The organism is Ruegeria sp. CF8, from assembly GCF_056537285.1.
The window spans coordinates 313254-332976 of the sequence record NZ_JBQFRG010000001.1 but is presented as its reverse complement, the minus strand read 5'-3'; the positions used below and the strand labels follow the sequence as shown (position 1 = coordinate 332976).

The window sequence follows — 19723 nt, the reverse complement described above, 5'->3', positions numbered from 1 at the left end:
ATAGCGCAACTCGATCCGGCTTTCCCTACATATAGAAAGAAGTTGTCGGGAAAAAATTCCCGCGTTTTCCCGAAAAAATTTGTATTTTCTCGTTCAGACTGGATTTTTCGGCCTGCAGGAAGCAGTCGAATACCAGAATCGACCAGAAAAAGGGGGCAAAGCTATCGGCCTTTCCCCGCCAACACCAGCATCGCCCACGAATTCCCATATGTAGCCACTTGAGTACTTTGGATGCCGTACTTCGCACTGCTTTCAACCCGAATGGTCAGAATCGGCAAGACGTCTACAAGCCTTCCAAACGGTCATTTCGCGGCATATTCCGCACATCCAAGATCCACCATCAGCGTTTCAGGTCGCACAAATTCTCGTCGAATGCGCTCAATTCCAAGGCAGTTCACATCGATGTGTTTTTTGGGGCACTCAAGATGCCCTTAGGTAAAACCTATATTTTAAAGGCGCATATCGTCGTTGGGAAAAAAGCGAACCAATCTATGCATTTGCTGCATAGCAGCATTGATGACGTGACCCATTGTGCAATCGCAGCATTTGCCTATCTTCAGTCTCAAGCACGGACCGACTGATATCGGTAACGCATGATAGACGGATGATGAAAATGGCAGTCGCAAGCACACAAACCGCACCCAAGAGCGCACCGGCGTTCGGACTGAACGCACTGGTAGAAAACGCCAAGACCCGCTTTGCACGCTATCGCATGTACCGCCAGACGGTAAACGAACTGTCCGCCCTGTCGAACCGCGAACTGGCCGATTTGGGCCTGCACCGCTCGATGATCCGCCGGGTTGCAATGCAGGCGGCAGAAGACCACACCGCGCGTTGAGCGCGCCACAGATACCGAGATCAGGCCCTTACTCCTCCCTTAGGGTCTGTAATCAGCGGCAACGTCTCTCCTCCTCCCTGACGTTGCCGCACCTTATACCGGCCTAAGGATGCCGGAACCTGATACATCGAGGCTCTCCTCCTCCCTGCCTTGATGTTGAAAGCGCGCGGCGACGTCGTCCTCCTCCCTGACGTCGCCGCGTCTTACCCATACCGGGCTCAAACCCGGGTTCGTATACATCAGGGCTCTCCTCCTCCCTGCTCTGATGTTGACAAGACGGCGGTTCCCCTTCCTCCTCCCTGGGAACCGCCGTTTTTTGTTTTTTCGGGCGCAGGTGTAGGATGGCATCCTGATTTCTGATCCGGAGGACGCCATGGCTGCCTATTTCATCGCGCAAATCGACATACGCGACCCGGACGGGTATCAAGACTATCTGGCGGGGTTCATGCCAATCTTTGATCGTCACGGCGGCCGTTTGCTCACCGTTTCTTCCAAACCGGTCGAACGGATCGAAGGCGATTGGCCGGACGGTGGAATTGTGCTGATGGAGTTTCCAGACCTTGCCGCGGCAAAAGCCTGGAAAGATGACCCAGACTACATCGCACTGGCAACGATCCGACAGGCCACGGCCTCGACCAATCTGGTTCTTGTCGAAGGATTATGATGCCTTAGAACGGGACGTCATCCTTATTGGTCAGGAATCGTGACACCAACTTCTTAGTGCCCGCCTTATCGAAATCGACCTCGACCTTGTCGCCCTCGATACCGATGACCGCGCCATAGCCGAATTTCTGGTGAAACACGCGCTCACCCAGAGTGAAACTGGCCAGGGCGGTGGCGTCGATCACCGTGTTCCGACTTTCGCGGGGTTGTGACATGCCATATTGCCCCTGCCGCGCCTGCATCCGCTTCCAGCCCGGTGAGTTATAGACATTGGCTTCGGCCGCACGGGTTTCGATTCCCGCTGTCTGTTGCCCACCGCCATACAGACCCGGAGGCGTCAGCACCTCGACATGCTCTTCCGGCAATTCGTCGATGAAACGCGAAGGCATGGAGTTCTGCCATTGCCCAAACACCCGCCGATTGGCGGCGAATGAAATCGTACAGACCTCTTCGGCGCGGGTGATGCCAACATAGGCTAGACGCCGTTCTTCCTCGAGCCCCTTGAGGCCGGATTCATCCATCGACCGTTGCGAAGGGAATAACCCGTCCTCCCACCCTGGCAGGAAGACAACCGGGAATTCGAGCCCCTTGGCGGCGTGCAGGGTCATGATCGAAACCTTGGCCCCGTCGCTGTCTTGTTCGTTGTCCATGACAAGGCTGACATGCTCCAAAAACCCTTGCAAGTTCTCGAAGTTGTCCAGTTGATTGACCAGTTCCTTAAGGTTTTCCAAACGCCCCGGCGCTTCGGGGGTCTTGTCGTTCTGCCAATGGGCCGTATAGCCGGATTCGTCGAGGATGATCTGGGCCAGTTCGATATGCGAGTGTTCGGGCGCGCCGAACCGCAAGGGTGATCCGTCATCAATCACCGAGTCGTCGTCGACCTCGATCCGCGGGCCACGCGTCATTGCGTTCCACCGCGCCAGCCCATCAATCAACTCGCGCAGGGCTTTGCCACCCTTCCCCTTGATCAGCCCGTTATCGACGGCGATCCGGGCACCATCCACCAAAGAAACACCGTTTTCACGTGCGGTCATCTGAATGGTCTGCTGCGCCTTGTCGCCAAGGCCGCGTTTTGGCGTGTTCACAATACGCTCAAAGGCCAGATCGTCTTCGGGGCTGATCACCAGCCGGAAATAGGCCATGGCATCGCGAATCTCCATCCGTTCATAGAATCGCGGGCCGCCGATCACCTTGTAGGGCAGACCGATGGTCAGGAAACGATCCTCAAACGCACGCATCTGGTGCGAGGCACGGACCAGAATTGCGATTTCATCTAAATAGAACCGCTCAAAAAATGGAGCAAAGTTGGAGTATTTCGCTTCAAGACCAAGTTCTTTTAGGAGCCACTTACGAGTTTTTATGTCCCTATAAAACCGCTCGTCGCTCAGCAATACGTCAAGTGGCGTATCTTCCTCCCAGATGGGAAGTTCGTTCTTAATTCTGCGTTCGATCTCTTGCTGAACAGTCTTAGATCGAGGGTTATTGCGCCCTTGACCCAACCTAGATTGTCCGCTTTGTAGCGCATCAATCTCTTCCCCAATCCAGCGCGCTTCTTCTTCGCCATCCCAGTGACCGATCAGACGAACTTTGTGCCCGTCTTCCTCAGCCGTCCACAACTCCTTGCCCAGTCGGTTTTCGTTGCCCCTAATGACGTTCGAGGCTGCCGCCAGAATATGTGGGGTCGAGCGGTAGTTCTGCTCCAACCGCACCACATAAGCGCCCGGGAAATCCTTTTCGAACCGCAGGATGTTGCCCACTTCGGCCCCGCGCCAGCCGTAAATCGACTGATCGTCGTCCCCCACACAACATATATTCTTGTGTCCTCCGGCCAGCAGACGCAGCCAAAGGTATTGGGCAATGTTGGTGTCCTGATACTCGTCCACCAGAATGTAGCGGAACCAGCGCTGGTATTGTTCCAAAACGTCCGGATGGGCTTGGAAGATCGTGACCATATGCAGTAGCAGGTCGCCGAAATCTACCGCATTCAACTCTCGCAGGCGCGCCTGGTACTGTGCATAAAGCTCAATACCCTTGTTGTTGTACGCCCCCGCGTCTGCGGCGGGCACTTTATCCGGTGTCAACGCACGGTTTTTCCAATCGTCGATAATACTGGCCAGCAACCGCGCAGGCCAACGCTTGTCATCTATGTTCGCCGCCTGAGTAAGCTGTTTCAGCAGTCGTTTTTGGTCATCGCTGTCCAGAATCGTGAAGTTCGATTTCAGATCGACCAATTCCGCGTGACGGCGCAACAGCTTGACACAGATCGAGTGGAACGTGCCCAGCCACGGCATCCCTTCGGCAGGCTGGCCCAGCAGGCGACCGACCCGCTCTTTCATCTCGCGCGCGGCTTTGTTGGTAAACGTCACCGAAAGAATCTCATTCGGGCGGGCCCTCGCCGTGTTGAGTAGATGCGCGATACGGGCCGTAAGAGCCTTGGTTTTACCCGTCCCTGCTCCGGCCAGCATCAGAACCGGGCCATCCAGATGTTCGACCGCCTCCCGTTGCGCCGGGTTCAGCTCATCCAGATATGGCGAAGGGCGCACGGCCATGGCCCGCGCCGACAGCGATGCGCCTTCAAAGGCGTCCATTTCGTCAAAACTGCTCATGGGCCCAAACTACGCCGGATAAGCCTGAAGGGAAAGAGTTTGTTCACGGCTTGTTCACAGGCTTTTTGCCTCTGTTCGCATAAATCTTTAACATTTGCTTTGGTGTGTTCCGGGCTGAGTTAACGCTCTGTCAAAACCCTCCGCACATCCTGTCCTCACCAATGTGGGAGAGTGTGGACATGGACGGGGCTGGGACGGCAGGCATCAGCACAAGGCTAAAGACCTTCATAATAACGACAATGCTGCTTGCGCTTACAGCGCTGGCCGGTTGGGGAATCTATGCCATCCCTGGTCCGGTCGTCGATCATATGCTGGAATCCGATTTACGCCATCGTGCCGTTCAAATGGGGCGCCAAGTTGAAAGCCAGCTGTATGATCTGCAGGTGAGTTTTGAACGGCATATCCTAAGTCAGCATGACCTAGCCTTTCTGGCTTTGCTGCCTGAAACCTCTGACATCTATAGGTTCAAGCTGTTCGACGCGTCCGGTCACGTGTTCTGGTCTACGCGCGAGACTGATGTTGGAACCGTAAACACAAAACCTTACTTCGCTGACGTCGTCGCGATGGGTAACTTGTTCTACAAACACGCTGAAAAACCGATTGCCGAGGTCGACTCGCTGGATACCCACCAGCTAGAGGGTTTTGACACCAATACCCGCCACGTTGCTGAAATCTATGCGCCCGTGGTTCAGAATGGCCGATTTCTTGGGGCAATCGAATTCTATTCTGACATCACAGACGTAAGAAACCTGTTTATCAGCCGCGTGCGGCTTTCTTTGATCGTCGTCAGCACAGTGGTTTTGCTCGCGCTGAGCACCGTGAGCCTTGTGATTCATCGCACCAACCGTAAGCAATTGGGCGTATTAGAACTGCGCGCGCAGAAAGAGCGCGCATTGATGGATGATCAACTCCGCCTCGCACGCGAGGTGCGTTTATTGGGCGAGTTGAACGAATGGCTACAGTCCAGCCGATCGCTGGATGAGCTATTCGACATGGTATCGCGCTTCATGACCCACATACTGCCCGAGGCCGAGGGCAGTGTTTATGTCTATTCCAACTCGCGGGATGTGCTGGATGGCTGCGCCAGTTGGAATGGTGGCACACATAAGGCGCATATTCACCCCGAAGGGTGCTGGGGTCTGCGAAGGGGGCGAACCTATGAATTTGGCGCATCCGAGATCGACTTTGTCTGCGAACACGCAGAACCGCATGACGGCCGGCCCTATTTCTGCTTTCCCATTCTGGCCCACGGGGAAACCGTTGGCCTGCTGCATCTGCGTGCGCTTGAAGGGCGCGAGGCTTGCTTCCACAAAAGCCGCAAACTGGCACAGCTTTGCGCCGAACAGATCAGCATGGCAATCGCCAATGTCCGCATGCGCGATCAGTTACATGACCAATCGGTGCGCGACCCGCTGACCGGCCTGTTCAACCGCCGTCACATGACCGATACGCTTCGGAAATCCATAAGCCGCAGTCAACAGACGGGTTCCGCGCTGAGCTTGATTGCGGTTGACGTGGATCACTTCAAAAAATTCAACGACACGCATGGACATGACGCCGGGGACATGGTCCTGCGTGCGGTTGGGGCCGCATTGGAACAGGGTTGCGATCGGGACGAAGTTGCCTGCCGTATCGGCGGCGAAGAGTTCATGCTGATCCTACCAGACAACACCCCCGAAGACGCCATGACCCGTGCCGAACAATTGCGTCAGGCGATCGAAGCAGTCGCGGTCCGCTACGGAGAAAAGGCATTGCCGCGGATCACAATCTCGGTCGGCGTTGCACATTACCCGAAACACGGAACCATGCCGCAGGACCTTATGCGCGCAGCAGATGATGCGCTTTACGTCGCCAAGGACCAAGGGCGCAACCAGGTTCAAGTTGCTGGTGGGATGCACAATAAGCCCGAACGATCCGATGCCGAAAGAGATCCGAAAGGTTCAGTTGCGGCCTAGCCCCTTGCCGAATCGCACAGCGGGTCGGATCAATCCGCATGGACTTGCACAGCACCTTTCCGAGCATTCCGGACCTGAAACGCCGCGCGCGCCGCCGTTTGCCGCATTTCGTATGGGAATATGTGGAAAGCGGAACAGGTGCGGAAACGGCCCTTTTGCGCAACCGAAAGGCGCTGGATGACGTCCGGCTGACGCCATCGATCCTGCACGGAGAATTGGAGTTTGATACGTCAAAGGCGATTCTGAACCGCACCTGTTCTTTGCCCTTCGGCATTGCACCTATCGGGATGTCCGGACTGGTCTGGCCCAATGCAGAGCGTTTGTTGGCGCAGGCTGCCGCAAAGGCGGGAATTCCCTTTACCCTGTCGACCGTCGCCAGTCAGAGCCCCGAGGATCTTGCCCCGTACCTTGGGCCAGACGCGTGGTTTCAACTGTATCCGCCACGGGATCCGGACATTCGTAAGGATATGCTGGACCGTGTACGCGCCGCCGGTTTTCGAACGCTTGTCCTGACGGTAGATGTTCCCGTTGCATCGCGCAGGGAAAGGCAAACACGCTCGGGTTTAAGACAGCCGCCAAAACTGACGCCGCGCTTGCTTGCACAGATCGTGATGCGCCCTGCCTGGGCGATGGGAATGCTGCGCAGTGGCGCGCCGCGCATGCGTACACTGGAAAAATACATCGAAAATCCGGGCAACCTGCCGCCGACGGCGCATGTCGGATACTTGCTCAGGACCTCACCGGATTTGGAGTATGTCTCGTGGCTGCGCGACCATTGGGATGGTCCTTTGTTGATAAAAGGCATCCTTCGGCCTGAAGATACACACAGTCTGGAACAGGTCGGGGTGGACGCGCTTTGGGTCTCGAATCACGGGGGGCGGCAGTTTGATGCAGCGCCCGCCAGCATAGAGGTTCTTCCAGCCATCAGAACCGCCACCCATCTTCCCCTGATCATTGACAGTGGCATCGAAGGCGGGCTGGACGTTCTACGCGCGTTATCCCTTGGGGCGGACTTTGTCATGCTGGGGCGCGCCTTTTTGTATGGTTTAGCAGCACTTGGCGCACGTGGCCCTGCCCATGTCATCGACATTCTACAACAGGATCTGCACGCAAATATGGGGCAGATGGGCTTGGCAGATCTGCCTCAAATCGAGAGATAACGCTAAACATTTGATGCTGCAGCGCGGCATGACTATAAGGCTGCAGCGACCAAAGGGCGTTTGCGAGCGGTAACATGCCGGTTCTACCCAGAAGAACGGATATACCTGCGCGTATTGTTTGCCCAATAAGACGCCCAAACACAAAAAGACCGGGACCTACTATGACAGACTTCAACAAGATCCTGATCGCCAACCGCGGCGAGATTGCCATCCGCGTTATGCGCGCAGCGAACGAGATGGGCAAACGCACCGTTGCCGTCTACGCTGCGGAAGATAAGCTGGGATTACACCGCTTCAAGGCGGACGAGGCTTATCAGATCGGCGAGGGCATGGGTCCGGTCGCAGCCTATTTGTCGATTGACGAGATCATCCGCGTGGCAAAGCAATGTGGCGCTGACGCGATCCACCCTGGTTACGGCCTGCTGTCGGAAAACCCCGACTTCGTGGATGCTTGTGTTCAAAACGGTATCACCTTCATCGGCCCCAAAGCGGAAACCATGCGCGCCTTGGGCGACAAAGCCAGCGCACGGCGTGTTGCTATTGCGGCAGATGTTCCTGTGATTCCGGCGACCGAGGTTCTGGGTGATGACATGGACGCCATCCGCAAAGAAGCTGCCGAGATCGGCTATCCGCTGATGCTCAAGGCCAGCTGGGGCGGTGGCGGTCGGGGTATGCGCCCGATTCAGTCGGAAGACGAGCTGGAAGAAAAGGTGCTGGAAGGTCGTCGCGAAGCCGAGGCCGCCTTTGGCAATGGCGAGGGTTATCTGGAAAAGATGGTCACCCGCGCCCGCCACGTCGAGGTTCAGATTTTGGGCGACAAGCATGGTGAGATCTATCACCTCTATGAACGAGACTGTTCTGTCCAACGTCGAAACCAGAAGGTCGTCGAGCGCGCGCCTGCTCCGTATCTGTCGGAAGAGCAACGTGCGGAAATCTGCGAACTGGGCCGCAAAATCTGCGCCCATGTGAACTATGAATGCGCGGGCACGGTCGAGTTCCTGATGGATATGGAAACCGGCAAGTTCTACTTCATCGAAGTGAACCCGCGCGTGCAGGTGGAACACACCGTCACCGAGGAAGTCACCGGTATCGACATCGTACAGGCGCAGATCCTGATTGCCGAAGGCAAGACTCTGGCCGAAGCCACCGGCGCTGCAAGCCAGGCGGATGTACACCTGAACGGTCATGCACTGCAGACCCGGATTACGACCGAAGACCCTCAGAACAACTTTATCCCCGACTATGGCCGGATCACCGCCTATCGCTCGGCCACCGGCATGGGCATTCGTTTGGATGGCGGTACGGCATATGCAGGCGGCGTGATCACCCGGTACTATGATTCACTGCTGACCAAAGTGACAGCCTGGGCCCCAACACCGGACAAGGCGATTCACCGGATGGACCGCGCCCTGCGCGAATTCCGTATTCGCGGCGTCAGCACAAATATCGACTTTGTCATCAACCTGCTGAAACACCCAACTTTCCTGTCGAATGAATACACCACCAAGTTTATCGACACGACGCCGGACCTGTTTGCGTTCAAACGCCGCCGCGACCGGGGCACCAAGGTTCTGACCTATATCGCGGATATTACGGTGAACGGGCACCCCGAGACCAAGGATCGCCCCGAGCCGCGCGCCGACCTGAAAGAGGCCAAACCCCCGGCACAGAAGGCCGAGCCGCAGATGGGCACGCGCAACCTGCTGGAACAGAAGGGCCCGCAGGCTGTGGCCGACTGGATGAAGGCGCAGCGTCAACTGCTGATCACCGATACCACCATGCGCGACGGGCACCAGTCTCTGCTGGCAACCCGGATGCGCTCGATCGACATGATCAAAGTGGCTCCGACCTATGCGGCCAACCTGCCGCAGCTGTTCTCGGTCGAATGCTGGGGCGGTGCAACGTTTGACGTCGCCTATCGCTTCTTGCAGGAATGCCCGTGGCAGCGATTGCGCGACCTGCGCGAGGCGATGCCGAACCTGATGACCCAGATGCTGCTGCGTGGGGCAAACGGGGTCGGCTACACCAACTACCCCGACAACGTGGTGCAGGAGTTCGTGCGTCAGGCGTCGCAGAACATCGACGTGTTCCGTGTATTTGACTCATTGAACTGGGTTGAAAACATGCGTGTCGCGATGGATGCGGTCGTTGAAAACGGCAAGATCTGCGAAGGCACAGTCTGTTACACCGGTGATATTCTGGACCCGGATCGCGCCAAATATGACCTGAAGTACTATGTCGGAATGGCGAAAGAGTTGCGCGATGCAGGCGCGCATATCCTTGGCCTAAAAGATATGGCGGGTCTTTTGAAACCGGCCTCGGCCAAAATCCTGATCCGCGCGCTGAAAGAAGAGGTTGGTCTGCCGATCCACTTCCACACGCACGACACGGCGGGTATCGCCAGCGCGACCATTCTGGCCGCGTCCGAGGCGGGTGTAGATGCCGTGGACTGCGCGATGGACAGCTTCTCGGGCAACACCTCGCAGGCAACCCTGGGCACTGTTGTTGAGGCCCTGCGCCACACCGACCGTGACACCGGCTTGGACATCAAGGCAATCCGTGAGATCAGCGATTATTTCGAAGCGGTTCGCGGACAGTATGCGGCGTTTGAATCCAGCCTGCAGGCCCCGGCGTCCGAAGTGTATCTGCACGAGATGCCCGGCGGTCAGTTCACCAACCTCAAGGCGCAGGCGCGCAGCTTGGGTTTGGAAGAGCGTTGGCACGAGGTCGCCCAGATGTATGCAGACGTGAACCAGATGTTCGGTGACATCGTGAAAGTGACACCGTCTTCTAAGGTTGTCGGCGACATGGCGCTGATGATGGTCAGCCAGGGCCTGACGCGCGACGATGTGGAAAGCCCGTCGACTGACGTGGCCTTCCCCGACTCGGTCGTGGACATGATGCGTGGCAATCTGGGTCAGCCTCCGGGCGGATTCCCTGACACGATCATCAAGAAGGTTCTGAAGGACGAAGCCCCCAACACCCAGCGCCCCGGCAAGGACGTGCCTGCGGTCGATCTGGAAGCCACGCGTGCCGAACTGTCCAAGCAATTGGAAGGCAAAGACGTCGATGACGAAGATCTGAACGGCTACCTGATGTATCCCAAGGTGTTCCTGGACTACATGGGTCGCCACCGGATCTATGGCCCGGTCCGTACTCTGCCAACACGCACGTTCTTCTACGGCATGGAGCCGGGCGAAGAGATCACGGCCGAGATCGACCCGGGCAAAACGCTGGAAATCCGCTGTCAGGCGATTGGCGAAACCGATGAAAACGGCGAAGTCCGCGTGTTCTTTGAACTGAACGGTCAACCGCGTGTGATCCGGGTTCCGAACCGGATGGTTGCTTCAAGCACACAAGCCCGGCCCAAAGCCGAAGTCGGCAACCCCAACCATGTCGGGGCCCCGATGCCTGGTGTTGTGGCCACCGTCGCCGTGACCGCTGGCCAACAGGTCAAAGAAGGCGACATGCTGCTGACCATCGAAGCGATGAAGATGGAAACCGGCATTCACGCCGAGCGTGATGCAACGGTCAAAGCCGTTCACATCCAGCCCGGCGGCCAGATTGACGCCAAGGACCTGCTGGTCGAACTGGAATAACCGGTTTAGCATTCTAAGCTTACAAGGGCCGCGCGGGGAACCGGGCGGCCTTATTCCTTCATGGAAAGGAGACACACCTTGCTTTCAATCACTCCGATCTATGCGGCCCTGATCGCAATTCTTTATGTGACGCTCAGCGTCAAAGTGATTCTGCAGCGTCGCAGCGATAAAATCTCGGTCGGGGATGGAGGCAGCAAAATGATGATCAAGGCGATAAGGACGCATTCCAATTGCGCCGAATACGCGCCCATCGGCCTTTTGCTGATTGCGATGGTTGAGTTGCAGGGCGCGGGTGGCTGGCTTGTGCATCTGCTGGGCCTGACGTTGCTGGCTGGACGTCTGTTGCACGCTTACGGGTTTGGCAGAACCCCGCAAATCATCATCCTACGACAGATCGGAATGGGGCTGACATTCACTTCGATAGTGATCGCAGCCATTGCGAACCTGGTTTTGGCGCTCTGACCACTTCCGGGATTAACTGGCCAAAATTCGCGTTTCGACCACCGGGGCTTGAATCAGTACCGGCTCTATCTCTGCCACCCTGTTTTCGTCCTGCGTGCAGATCACCGTTGTCAGCACGATCAAAACCGCCAACACCGCCATTTTCAGGTCCGCTGTATTCGCCATTTCGTTCACTTAGCCCCTCTTGTTTTGTGATGCTCTGAAAATAGAACGCTTCAGGATCGAATTTCCGTCGAAAGATTTTTCCGCTTTTTTGTGTTTTTCCGCTTGCAGCGCCGCGTGGGAATTTATACATCCCTCCTCACTCAACGGCGCGGGCGTAGCTCAGGGGTAGAGCATAACCTTGCCAAGGTTAGGGTCGGGCGTTCGAATCGCCTCGCCCGCTCCATTGAGAGGTCTTCGGGCCACATATGTATCTGATGCGGGCGTAGCTCAGGGGTAGAGCATAACCTTGCCAAGGTTAGGGTCGGGCGTTCGAATCGCCTCGCCCGCTCCAGATACAAAACTCTCTCAACATGCTGGTTCTTTGCCCCGCGGTGCGTCATTCTGATCGCATTACGCAATGCAGGATTACCTTATGTCTGATTACACCATTCGCCCCCTCACCGCCGCCGAAGTCCAGCACGCCGTGGATTGGGCCGGGCGCGAGGGATGGAACCCCGGCGTACACGACGCGGAGTGCTTTCGCCCAACAGACCCGGACGGGTTTCTGGGCGGTTTTTTGGAAGGCGAGATGATTTCTTCGGTCTCGGCGGTAAATTACAACGCCGATTTCGCGTTTCTGGGCTTTTACATCGTTAAACCCGAGTTCCGGCATCATGGTCATGGGCTTGAGATCGCGCAGCACGCGCTTGCTCATTGCAGCGGTCGCAACATGGGTCTGGATGGCGTTGTCGAGCAGCAGGACAATTATCGCAAGTCCGGCTTTACTTTCGCTTACAACAACTACCGCTTTTTCGGTACGAAAAGGCAGATATTGGCGAAGCTGGATACGTCTTCGAATGATCGCATCGCGGACCTCAGCAGCGCGTCAGACGAATTGAAAGCCTATGACCGCGACATGTTTCCCGCTCCACGTGATCTGTTCCTTGCAAGCTGGCTCAGTGCATACAATCACGCATCGAAGGTCTATTCCGACAATGGCAGAATCCGAGGCTACGCGACGCTGCGACCTTGCCTCACCGGGTACAAGGTTGGTCCGCTATTTGCGGATAATGCCGATATTGCAAGGGCTTTGTTAGCAGCTCTGCTGACCACGATTCCCGAAGACCACAACGAGCATGAGGTTTTTGTGGACATGCCACAGCCGAACACTCAAGCCTTTGCTTTGGCCGATGAACTTGGCTTGGGCAAAGTGTTCGAAACGGCCAGGATGTATTCCAGTCACCAGCCGGATATCGACCTTGACCGTGTTTTTGGCGTGACGACGTTTGAGTTGGGCTAAAACGCCTTGAACGTCATGGTGGTCAGCGATCGTTCAATATTGGGAATCACCAGCAGATGTTCGTTGATGAAATGGCCGACATCCTCAGATTCCGGGATGTAGAGCTTCAGAAGCAGGTCGTATTCGCCGCTGGTGGAATAAAGCTCGGAATGAATTTCGCGCAGGGCGATTTCCTCGGCCACCTTGTAAGTGGTGCCGGGTTTGCAGCGGATCTGGATGAAAACGCAGGTGGACATGGTGTGACCCCATCGGTTCGTGTTGCTTGCAAGCTGACACGGGGCAAAGCCGGGCGCAATCCCCTGCAACAGTTTGGACTGAATGCAACCTACGGTCTGGATAAGGCGACCCAACCCCGTTTATAAGCGCGCCTGTAGCAAAAGGAATTCGCCCATGCGCAGCGCTTCGATCAGCCGCAAGACCGCCGAGACCGAGATCACGGTTCAGGTCAATCTGGATGGCACCGGCACCTATGACAACCAGACCGGTGTTGGCTTCTTTGACCATATGCTGGACCAGCTGGCGCGCCATTCGCTGATCGACATGACGATCAGCGCCAAGGGCGATTATCACATCGACGACCACCACACGGTCGAAGATACCGGCATCGCGCTGGGTCAGGCGTTGACGCAGGCTTTGGGCGACAAAAAAGGCATCCGCCGTTACGGTGAATGCCATCTGCCCATGGACGACGCGCAGGTGCGCTGCGCGCTGGATCTATCGGGACGTCCGTTCCTGATCTGGAATGTAGACCTGCCGACGCAGAAAATCGGCACGTTCGACACAGAGCTTGTGCGCGAGTTCTTTCAGGCGCTCAGCACACATGGCGGCATTACCCTGCACATCGATCAATTGCACGGCTTTAACAGTCACCACATTGCCGAAGCGGCTTTCAAAGCTGTCGCGCGTGCGCTGCGCGATGCGGTCGAAACAGACCCCCGCAAGGCGGATACAATTCCGTCGACCAAAGGCGCGCTATAAATGCTGACTGCCATTATCGACTACGAAAGCGGCAATCTTCACTCGGCAGAAAAAGCCTTTCAGCGCATGGCGCAAGAGGTCGATGCCGGTGAGGTTGTTGTGACCTCGGACGCCGATGTTGTCGCCCGGGCAGACCGTTTGGTTTTGCCCGGAGATGGAGCCTTTCCCGCCTGTGCAGCTGAACTGCGTGGGCACAAGGGCATCTATGACGCGATGGTCGAGGCGGTTGAACAGAAAGGTCGTCCGTTTCTGGGAATTTGCGTTGGGATGCAGCTGATGGCTACCAAGGGCCATGAATACAGCGAAACCAATGGTTTGGGCTGGGTTGCAGGCGATGTTGTCCGAATCGAGCCTTCGGATGCAGCCCTGAAAGTCCCCCATATGGGCTGGAACAATCTGGTTCTGGAAAGCGATCACCCAGTGTTCAACGGAGTGAAATCCGGTGATCACACCTATTTCGTCCACTCCTACCATTTTCGTGTGAACGATCCGGCGCAGCGGCTGGCCTACGTTGATTATGGGCAAGAGGTCACGGCCGTGATTGGCCGCGACACGATGGTTGGGATGCAGTTCCACCCCGAGAAAAGTCAGGATGTTGGTCTGCGTATGCTGGCCAATTTCCTGACCTGGACCCCCTGAGGATTACTGAACCCGCGTCCAGGTTTGACCCCGACAGATCAAACCACCAGCCACGCACCCCTTGACGGTCAGCTTGTTCTGGCCGTCCAGCGACATTTTCGAATTGTAAGTCTTGTCGCGGTCCGGGGCCCAGATCTTGCCATTGTCATAGGCACCACCACCTTCGGGGACCATGTCCCAGATGATCTGTTTGCCCAGGTTTTCATATTCCAGTTGCTGGTTGCCATCCGCGTCAAATGCGCTGTCGATGGTGCCGCAAATCGCGCTGCCGCATTCAGAAATTGAAACGTGCAAATAGCCGCCTGTGTCACCCGGCGCGGTTTTCCACAAACCGTCGACAGGATCTGCTGCCAAAGCGCTGGTCGCAAGAAGCGACAAGCCCGCTGCGAAAGTAAATTTCTTCATGATTTTCTCCCTGTATTGAGGGCAGTCTGACCCGCCAAGGACCGACGGGCAAGAATGACCCAGCGTCGCGTTGCATCCCCTGCCCTGCCTGTGCGATATCCCGCGCGTGTAACACAAATATAGGGCCGCCCGAAATGATCCTCTACCCAGCCATCGACCTCAAAGACGGCAACGCCGTGCGCTTGCTGCGCGGTGAAATGGACAAGGCCACTGTGTTCAACGAAGACCCCGCCGCACAAGCCCGTGCCTTTGTCGAAGCCGGATGTGAGTGGCTGCATTTGGTGGACTTAAATGGTGCTTTTGCGGGTGAACCGGTTAACGCAGCCCCGGTTGAGGCGATTCTCAAAGCTTGCGACGTGCCTGCTCAGTTGGGCGGTGGTATCCGAGACATGGCCACCATCGAAACCTGGATCGACAAAGGTCTGGCCCGCGTGATTCTGGGGACGGTAGCGGTCGAAAACCCAGATCTTGTGCGCGATGCCGCCAAAGCCTTTCCAGGCAAGGTCGCGGTAGGCATCGATGCTCGCAACGGGATGGTGGCAACCAAAGGTTGGGCCGAGGAGACTGATGTGCAAGTCACTGATCTCGCCCGTAGTTTCGAGGACGCAGGCGTCGCTGCAATCATCTATACCGACATCAACCGCGACGGCGCGATGCAGGGTCCAAATGTCGAGGCCACGGCAGCGCTGGCTGAGGCCGTGTCTATCCCGGTCATCGCCTCGGGCGGCGTCAGCTCTCTTGAAGATCTGATTGCCCTGCGTGACTGTGGTGTCGAACTGAACGGAGCAATCTCGGGTCGCGCGCTGTATGATGGCGCGATTGACCTGGCCGAGGCCATTCGCGCCCTGAACTGAATTACTGCGCGGCGGCAGTGGTCAGTTTGGCCAGCGCACCGCGCATCTTTTCGATGACGGGTGACTTTTCAACCTCATCCAGTTCATCCATCGTTTCTTTGGGGTCTTCATATGCCAGCCAAACCTGACCGTTGGCATCCTCATACGCCTGAACCTTAAGCGGCAGGAACAAACCGGCGCGTGGGTCGATCTGCATCGCGGGCGTGCCCAATGCTGGATTGCCGAAAATCAACACCTGATTGGCGGGAATGGGCGTACCGACCTTTTCCGCACCAGCTGCGTGGTCAATGCGAGCGAACACAGTGGCACCGGCATTGCCGACCGCCGCTTCCAGCGCATCCAACGCCTCAGCGACGGATTTATCTGTTTGTACTTTGATGATGTCATCAGCCATTGCGGACAGCGCGCCTCCGAACGAGAGAATTGAAGCAAGTATCAGTGTTCGCATATCGGATTTCCTTTTGTGAAATTCACCCCAATTGTCGCAAGTTTCAGAATTCTCACAATCACAAGTCTGGCATCGGCAAAGCTTTGCCGGATTTTGAACCGCAATTTTACCATCAAATTCGAAGACAATCCGCCCGAAAGCCCAACATTTCACCCACTCAAGCCCCAATTCAGCCGGAATTCGCTCCTAACTTGCGCCTCAAACGATCCAATTCAGGTGGCGCGCGTGAGTTTTTTCAGCATTGATGTTCCAAACACATCCCGGTTCAAAACCGCAACTGTTGCGGTGTTCTGTGCGGCGATATTTACAAGCGCGAGCTTATTGTTCTTTGTGCAGCCCCTGTTTGCCAAACTGGTCCTACCCAAGATCGGAGGCGCTCCGGCAGTTTGGACAACTGCGATGCTGTTTTTTCAGATTGTTCTGATTCTTGGCTACGTCTATGCGCACCTTTTAACCAAATACCTGCCCCTGCGCTGGCAGATCATTACACATTTCGCCTTTTGGGTCGCAGCGCTAACCTTCCTGCCGCTGTCCACCAGCGATAGCTGGAGCTACGACGCCTCGACTTCGACCGCGTTGCAAACGCTCGGTTTGTTTGCCATGGGCGTCGGCGTGCCATTTGCGGTTCTGTCTGCAAACGCGCCGTTGCTGCAGGCGTGGTACGCCAAATCGGGCGGGCCTTCGGCAGATGATCCATATTTCCTGTACAGCGCCAGCAATGTTGGGTCTTTGCTGGCCTTACTGGCCTTCCCTCTGGTCGCTGATCCGTTCTTTGGAGCAAGTGAAATCAGTTTTGGCTGGTTGATCGGATTCGTTCTGTTTGGGGCACTATTACTCGGTAGCGGGGTGATCGCATTGCAAGGGTCTCGACAAGCCGAGGCTTCAATGCACGCCACGCTCAAAACCAGTTTTCCAGCTCTGAAACAGATCGCAGTCTGGGTGTTTGTTGCCTTCATCCCCTCGTCTTTGATGTTGTCCTTCACGACACGTGTCAGCACGGATCTTGGCGCGCTTCCACTGATCTGGGTTGTTCCGTTGGCGGTTTACATCTTGTCCTTCGTCATCGCCTTCGCCAAATGGAAACACTTGACCTTGGATGCGTTGAACCTGCCAATGCTCGCTGCACTGGCTGTTGGCGTCGTGCTGGTGTCCAAGGTGGTCAGCGAACATGACGCACCTGTGGTCATCCTGCTCTATGTCCCTGTATTGTTCATCGTCGCACTCTTCGCACACCGCTTGCTCTATGATATGCGCCCGTCAGCCGAGCAATTGACGGTGTTCTACATCGCCCTTTCCGTGGGCGGTGCGATCGGCGGATTGTTCAACTCGATTGTCGCTCCACTTGCTTTCACCCGAGAGCTTGAAGCGCCAATCACCATGATTCTGGCAGGGGGATTATTCCTTGTCCGAGCACCGGTTTTTGCGTTGCGCCATGTCATCATTGGCGTCGCAGCCAGCGTATTCATCCTCGTCATTGCAGGTGCAACTCGCAACGTTGCGGCCCTGAGCGATGACATTCCCCGCGCAGGCGCGCTATTCGTGCTGATCTTTACAGTCCTGTATCTATTCCGGGCTCAAGCTCTGCGCATCCCGGTTGTACTTGCCATTGTTTTGTTGCCAGCGTTCGCAGTCAAAAATGATCCGGTTTTCGAAGATCGCAGCTTCTTTGGCGTGCATTCGGTCTATTCCAGCGCCGGCTACCGCGTTTACAAAAACGGCACCACGGTGCATGGCTGGCAGCGCGAATCCGAATACGACACACGGCCAACGCCGCTGTCTTACTATCACCCCGAAGGCCCGATGGCGCAGGTGATCACTTCTGAGTTTGGCAAACAATCTGACAGCATCGGCATTGTGGGGCTGGGCACAGGTGCGCTGGCCTGCTACCGCCAACCCGGCCAAAATTGGGATTTCTTCGAGATTGACGCAACTGTCGATAAAATTGCGCGCGATCCGTCCCTGTTCACCTACCTGTCTGAATGCACACCCGATTCAGAAACACATCTGGGTGACGCCCGGATCGTGCTGGAACAAATGCCGTTTGCCTTCGATATCCTTGTTCTGGATGCCTACAGCTCAGACGCCATCCCTCTGCACTTGATCACGCAAGAGGCGGTCGAGATGTATACGCGTCGCCTGACCGAAGACGGAGTTCTGGTGTTCCACATCACCAACCGCTTCTACGACCTGGTTCCGCCATTGGCTCGCATTGCCGACAGCCTGAACCTGACCGCTGCGCATCAGCGGCTGGCCGTGGGAGAAGAACAGGTTGAAACCGGGGCCGCCACCAGCAGTGTTGTAATCCTGAGCCCCGACTCGGCGCGGATTGACGGCTTCGTGCAGGGTGGGAACTGGCAAATCGTCGAGACCGACGGCGCGCAACCCTGGACCGACGACAAGGCCAACCTGCTCTCGGCGCTTAAGCTTCTGAAGGAAGGGGACAGCTAAAGCGGTTCTTCATACGCCCGTGGCCCGTGCAATCCGGGCCATAGGCGTCAAAACGTCTGTGGCATCACCGGCGCTTTGCCGGTAAAGGTCCGGCAACAAAGGACGCCCTGATGCTGAAAACCCGGATCATCCCCTGTCTTGATGTTGCTGACGGCCGCGTGGTCAAAGGCGTGAACTTCGTTGGCCTGCGCGATGCAGGCGACCCCGTGGAATCTGCCAAGGCATATGATGCCGCTGGGGCGGACGAAATCTGCTTTCTGGACATCCACGCAACACACGAAAACCGCGGCACGATGTTTGATGTGGTGCAACGCACGGCCGAGCAATGCTTTGTGCCGCTGACCGTGGGCGGAGGCGTGCGCACCAAGGATGATGTGCGTGCTCTGTTGCTGGCGGGGGCGGACAAGGTCAGTTTCAACTCGGCTGCCGTCGCCAACCCTGATGTGATCGCGGAATCGGCGGACCAGTTTGGCAGCCAATGCATCGTTTGCGCCATCGACGCCAAGACCGTCAGCCCCGGCAAGTGGGAGATTTTCACCCATGGCGGACGCAAGCCCACCGGTATTGATGCGGTCGAATTTGCCAAAACAGTTGTTGCCAAAGGGGCCGGGGAAATCCTTTTGACCTCGATGGATCGTGACGGCACCAAGGCAGGCTTCAACCTGCCCCTGACCCGCGCCATTTCCGACGCGGTGAATGTGCCGGTGATCGCCAGCGGCGGCGTCGGTAATCTGGACCATCTGGTCGAAGGTGTCACCAAAGGCGGTGCAAGCGCCGTACTGGCTGCTTCGATCTTCCATTTCGGCGAATACACCATCCGCGAGGCCAAGGAACACATGGCCGCTGCGGGCATTCCCATGAGGCTGACATGAGCATCCTGCACGATCTGGCCGTCACGATTGAGGCCCGCAAAGGGGCAGACCCGGACTCCAGCTGGACAGCCAAGCTGCTGGCCAAAGGTCCCGAGAAGTGTGCCGAGAAGTTTGGCGAAGAAGCCGTTGAGGCGATCATCGAGGCCGTCAAGGATGACAAAGCCAAGCTGACCTCTGAGGCGGCTGATGTTCTGTATCACCTTCTGGTCATGCTGGCTGCGCGGGACGTTGCGCTGGATGACGTTCTGGACGAACTGGCACGCCGACAGGGCATCAGCGGTATAGCCGAAAAGGCATCCCGCCCCAAAGGGTAGCGTACGGGTTCCAAGGCGCTGTTTGGGAGGCTATACTC

18 protein-coding genes and 2 tRNA genes are annotated in these 19723 nt (G+C 56.7%); 15 read left to right on the top strand and 5 right to left on the bottom strand.

Annotated features, from left to right (window positions below; translation table 11 throughout):
- Positions 1-613 precede the first annotated feature (613 nt).
- Together ACR0EV_RS01640 and ACR0EV_RS01635 are read left to right on the top strand one after the other, a co-directional pair.
- The gene (locus tag ACR0EV_RS01640; RefSeq protein WP_480798503.1) at positions 614-838 is read left to right on the top strand and encodes a DUF1127 domain-containing protein; all 225 of its coding nucleotides are present in this window, start codon (positions 614-616) and stop codon (positions 836-838) included.
- A gap of 373 nt (positions 839-1211) precedes the next feature.
- On the top strand, positions 1212-1502 hold the full coding sequence (locus tag ACR0EV_RS01635; RefSeq protein ID WP_480798502.1) for a DUF1330 domain-containing protein: 291 nt from the start codon (positions 1212-1214) through the stop codon (positions 1500-1502).
- A gap of 4 nt (positions 1503-1506) precedes the next feature.
- On the opposite strand, the gene ACR0EV_RS01630 is transcribed toward ACR0EV_RS01635, so the two are convergent.
- Positions 1507-4107, bottom strand: coding sequence for an ATP-dependent helicase (locus ACR0EV_RS01630; RefSeq protein ID WP_480798501.1), 2601 nt, complete (start codon positions 4105-4107; stop codon positions 1507-1509).
- Between the two features lie 179 nt (positions 4108-4286).
- On the opposite strand from ACR0EV_RS01630, the gene ACR0EV_RS01625 reads away from it, so the two are divergent.
- The 4 genes from ACR0EV_RS01625 (at position 4287) to ACR0EV_RS01610 (ending at position 11283) form a co-directional block, all read left to right on the top strand.
- Positions 4287-6062, top strand: a complete 1776-nt coding sequence (locus tag ACR0EV_RS01625; protein WP_480798500.1) for a sensor domain-containing diguanylate cyclase — start codon at positions 4287-4289, stop codon at positions 6060-6062.
- Positions 6063-6100: 38 nt separating this feature from the next.
- Positions 6101-7222: an alpha-hydroxy acid oxidase gene (locus ACR0EV_RS01620; RefSeq protein ID WP_480798499.1), complete on the top strand. Its 1122-nt coding sequence runs from the start codon at positions 6101-6103 to the stop codon at positions 7220-7222.
- Between the two features lie 161 nt (positions 7223-7383).
- A complete protein-coding gene (locus ACR0EV_RS01615) occupies positions 7384-10821 on the top strand; it encodes a pyruvate carboxylase (RefSeq protein WP_480798498.1) in 3438 nt (1145 codons plus the stop codon).
- Positions 10822-10899: 78 nt separating this feature from the next.
- On the top strand, positions 10900-11283 hold the full coding sequence (locus ACR0EV_RS01610; protein ID WP_480798497.1) for an MAPEG family protein: 384 nt from the start codon (positions 10900-10902) through the stop codon (positions 11281-11283).
- A 12-nt stretch (positions 11284-11295) separates the two neighbouring features.
- Here ACR0EV_RS01610 and ACR0EV_RS01605 read toward each other — a convergent pair whose 3' ends face one another.
- Positions 11296-11448, bottom strand: a complete 153-nt coding sequence (locus ACR0EV_RS01605) for a hypothetical protein (RefSeq protein ID WP_480798496.1) — start codon at positions 11446-11448, stop codon at positions 11296-11298.
- A gap of 148 nt (positions 11449-11596) precedes the next feature.
- On the opposite strand from ACR0EV_RS01605, the gene ACR0EV_RS01600 reads away from it, so the two are divergent.
- The 3 genes from ACR0EV_RS01600 to ACR0EV_RS01590 all read left to right on the top strand — a co-directional run bounded on the left by ACR0EV_RS01600 (position 11597) and on the right by ACR0EV_RS01590 (position 12727).
- Positions 11597-11671 (top strand) — tRNA-Gly (locus ACR0EV_RS01600).
- Between the two features lie 33 nt (positions 11672-11704).
- A tRNA-Gly gene (locus ACR0EV_RS01595) sits at positions 11705-11779 on the top strand.
- Between the two features lie 81 nt (positions 11780-11860).
- Complete coding sequence (locus tag ACR0EV_RS01590) at positions 11861-12727, top strand: GNAT family N-acetyltransferase (protein ID WP_480798495.1); 867 nt, start codon at positions 11861-11863, stop codon at positions 12725-12727.
- Here the strand turns inward: ACR0EV_RS01590 and ACR0EV_RS01585 are convergent.
- A complete protein-coding gene (locus tag ACR0EV_RS01585; protein ID WP_170384414.1) occupies positions 12724-12963 on the bottom strand; it encodes an Lrp/AsnC family transcriptional regulator in 240 nt (79 codons plus the stop codon). The two genes, ACR0EV_RS01590 and ACR0EV_RS01585, sit on opposite strands and share 4 nt — an antisense overlap.
- Before the next feature lie 154 nt (positions 12964-13117).
- Between ACR0EV_RS01585 and hisB the strand changes: the two genes are divergently transcribed.
- Together hisB and hisH are read left to right on the top strand one after the other, a co-directional pair.
- Positions 13118-13705: an imidazoleglycerol-phosphate dehydratase HisB gene (gene hisB, locus ACR0EV_RS01580; RefSeq protein ID WP_480798494.1), complete on the top strand. Its 588-nt coding sequence runs from the start codon at positions 13118-13120 to the stop codon at positions 13703-13705.
- Positions 13706-14344 carry an imidazole glycerol phosphate synthase subunit HisH gene (gene hisH / locus ACR0EV_RS01575; RefSeq protein ID WP_480798493.1) on the top strand — a complete coding sequence of 213 codons (639 nt, stop codon included), beginning with the start codon at positions 13706-13708 and terminating at the stop codon, positions 14342-14344.
- A gap of 3 nt (positions 14345-14347) precedes the next feature.
- Here hisH and ACR0EV_RS01570 read toward each other — a convergent pair whose 3' ends face one another.
- Positions 14348-14749: a DUF2147 domain-containing protein gene (locus tag ACR0EV_RS01570; RefSeq protein ID WP_480798492.1), complete on the bottom strand. Its 402-nt coding sequence runs from the start codon at positions 14747-14749 to the stop codon at positions 14348-14350.
- A gap of 134 nt (positions 14750-14883) precedes the next feature.
- Here ACR0EV_RS01570 and hisA point away from each other — a divergent pair, with 134 nt between their 5' ends.
- Entirely contained in the window at positions 14884-15603 is a 720-nt protein-coding gene (gene hisA, locus ACR0EV_RS01565) for a 1-(5-phosphoribosyl)-5-[(5-phosphoribosylamino)methylideneamino]imidazole-4-carboxamide isomerase (RefSeq protein WP_480798491.1), read from the top strand.
- Position 15604: 1 nt separating this feature from the next.
- On the opposite strand, the gene ACR0EV_RS01560 is transcribed toward hisA, so the two are convergent.
- Positions 15605-16051: a DUF302 domain-containing protein gene (locus tag ACR0EV_RS01560; RefSeq protein WP_480798490.1), complete on the bottom strand. Its 447-nt coding sequence runs from the start codon at positions 16049-16051 to the stop codon at positions 15605-15607.
- Positions 16052-16276: 225 nt separating this feature from the next.
- On the opposite strand from ACR0EV_RS01560, the gene ACR0EV_RS01555 reads away from it, so the two are divergent.
- The 3 genes from ACR0EV_RS01555 to ACR0EV_RS01545 all read left to right on the top strand — a co-directional run bounded on the left by ACR0EV_RS01555 (position 16277) and on the right by ACR0EV_RS01545 (position 19685).
- Positions 16277-18499, top strand: coding sequence for a fused MFS/spermidine synthase (locus ACR0EV_RS01555; RefSeq protein ID WP_480798489.1), 2223 nt, complete (start codon positions 16277-16279; stop codon positions 18497-18499).
- A 110-nt stretch (positions 18500-18609) separates the two neighbouring features.
- Positions 18610-19371 (top strand): imidazole glycerol phosphate synthase subunit HisF, encoded by a 762-nt coding sequence (gene hisF / locus ACR0EV_RS01550; RefSeq protein ID WP_171185026.1) that lies wholly within the window; start codon positions 18610-18612, stop codon positions 19369-19371.
- A complete protein-coding gene (locus tag ACR0EV_RS01545; RefSeq protein ID WP_480798488.1) occupies positions 19368-19685 on the top strand; it encodes a phosphoribosyl-ATP diphosphatase in 318 nt (105 codons plus the stop codon). The genes hisF and ACR0EV_RS01545 overlap by 4 nt, the downstream gene beginning before the upstream one ends.
- The last annotated feature ends 38 nt before the right edge of the window (positions 19686-19723 follow it).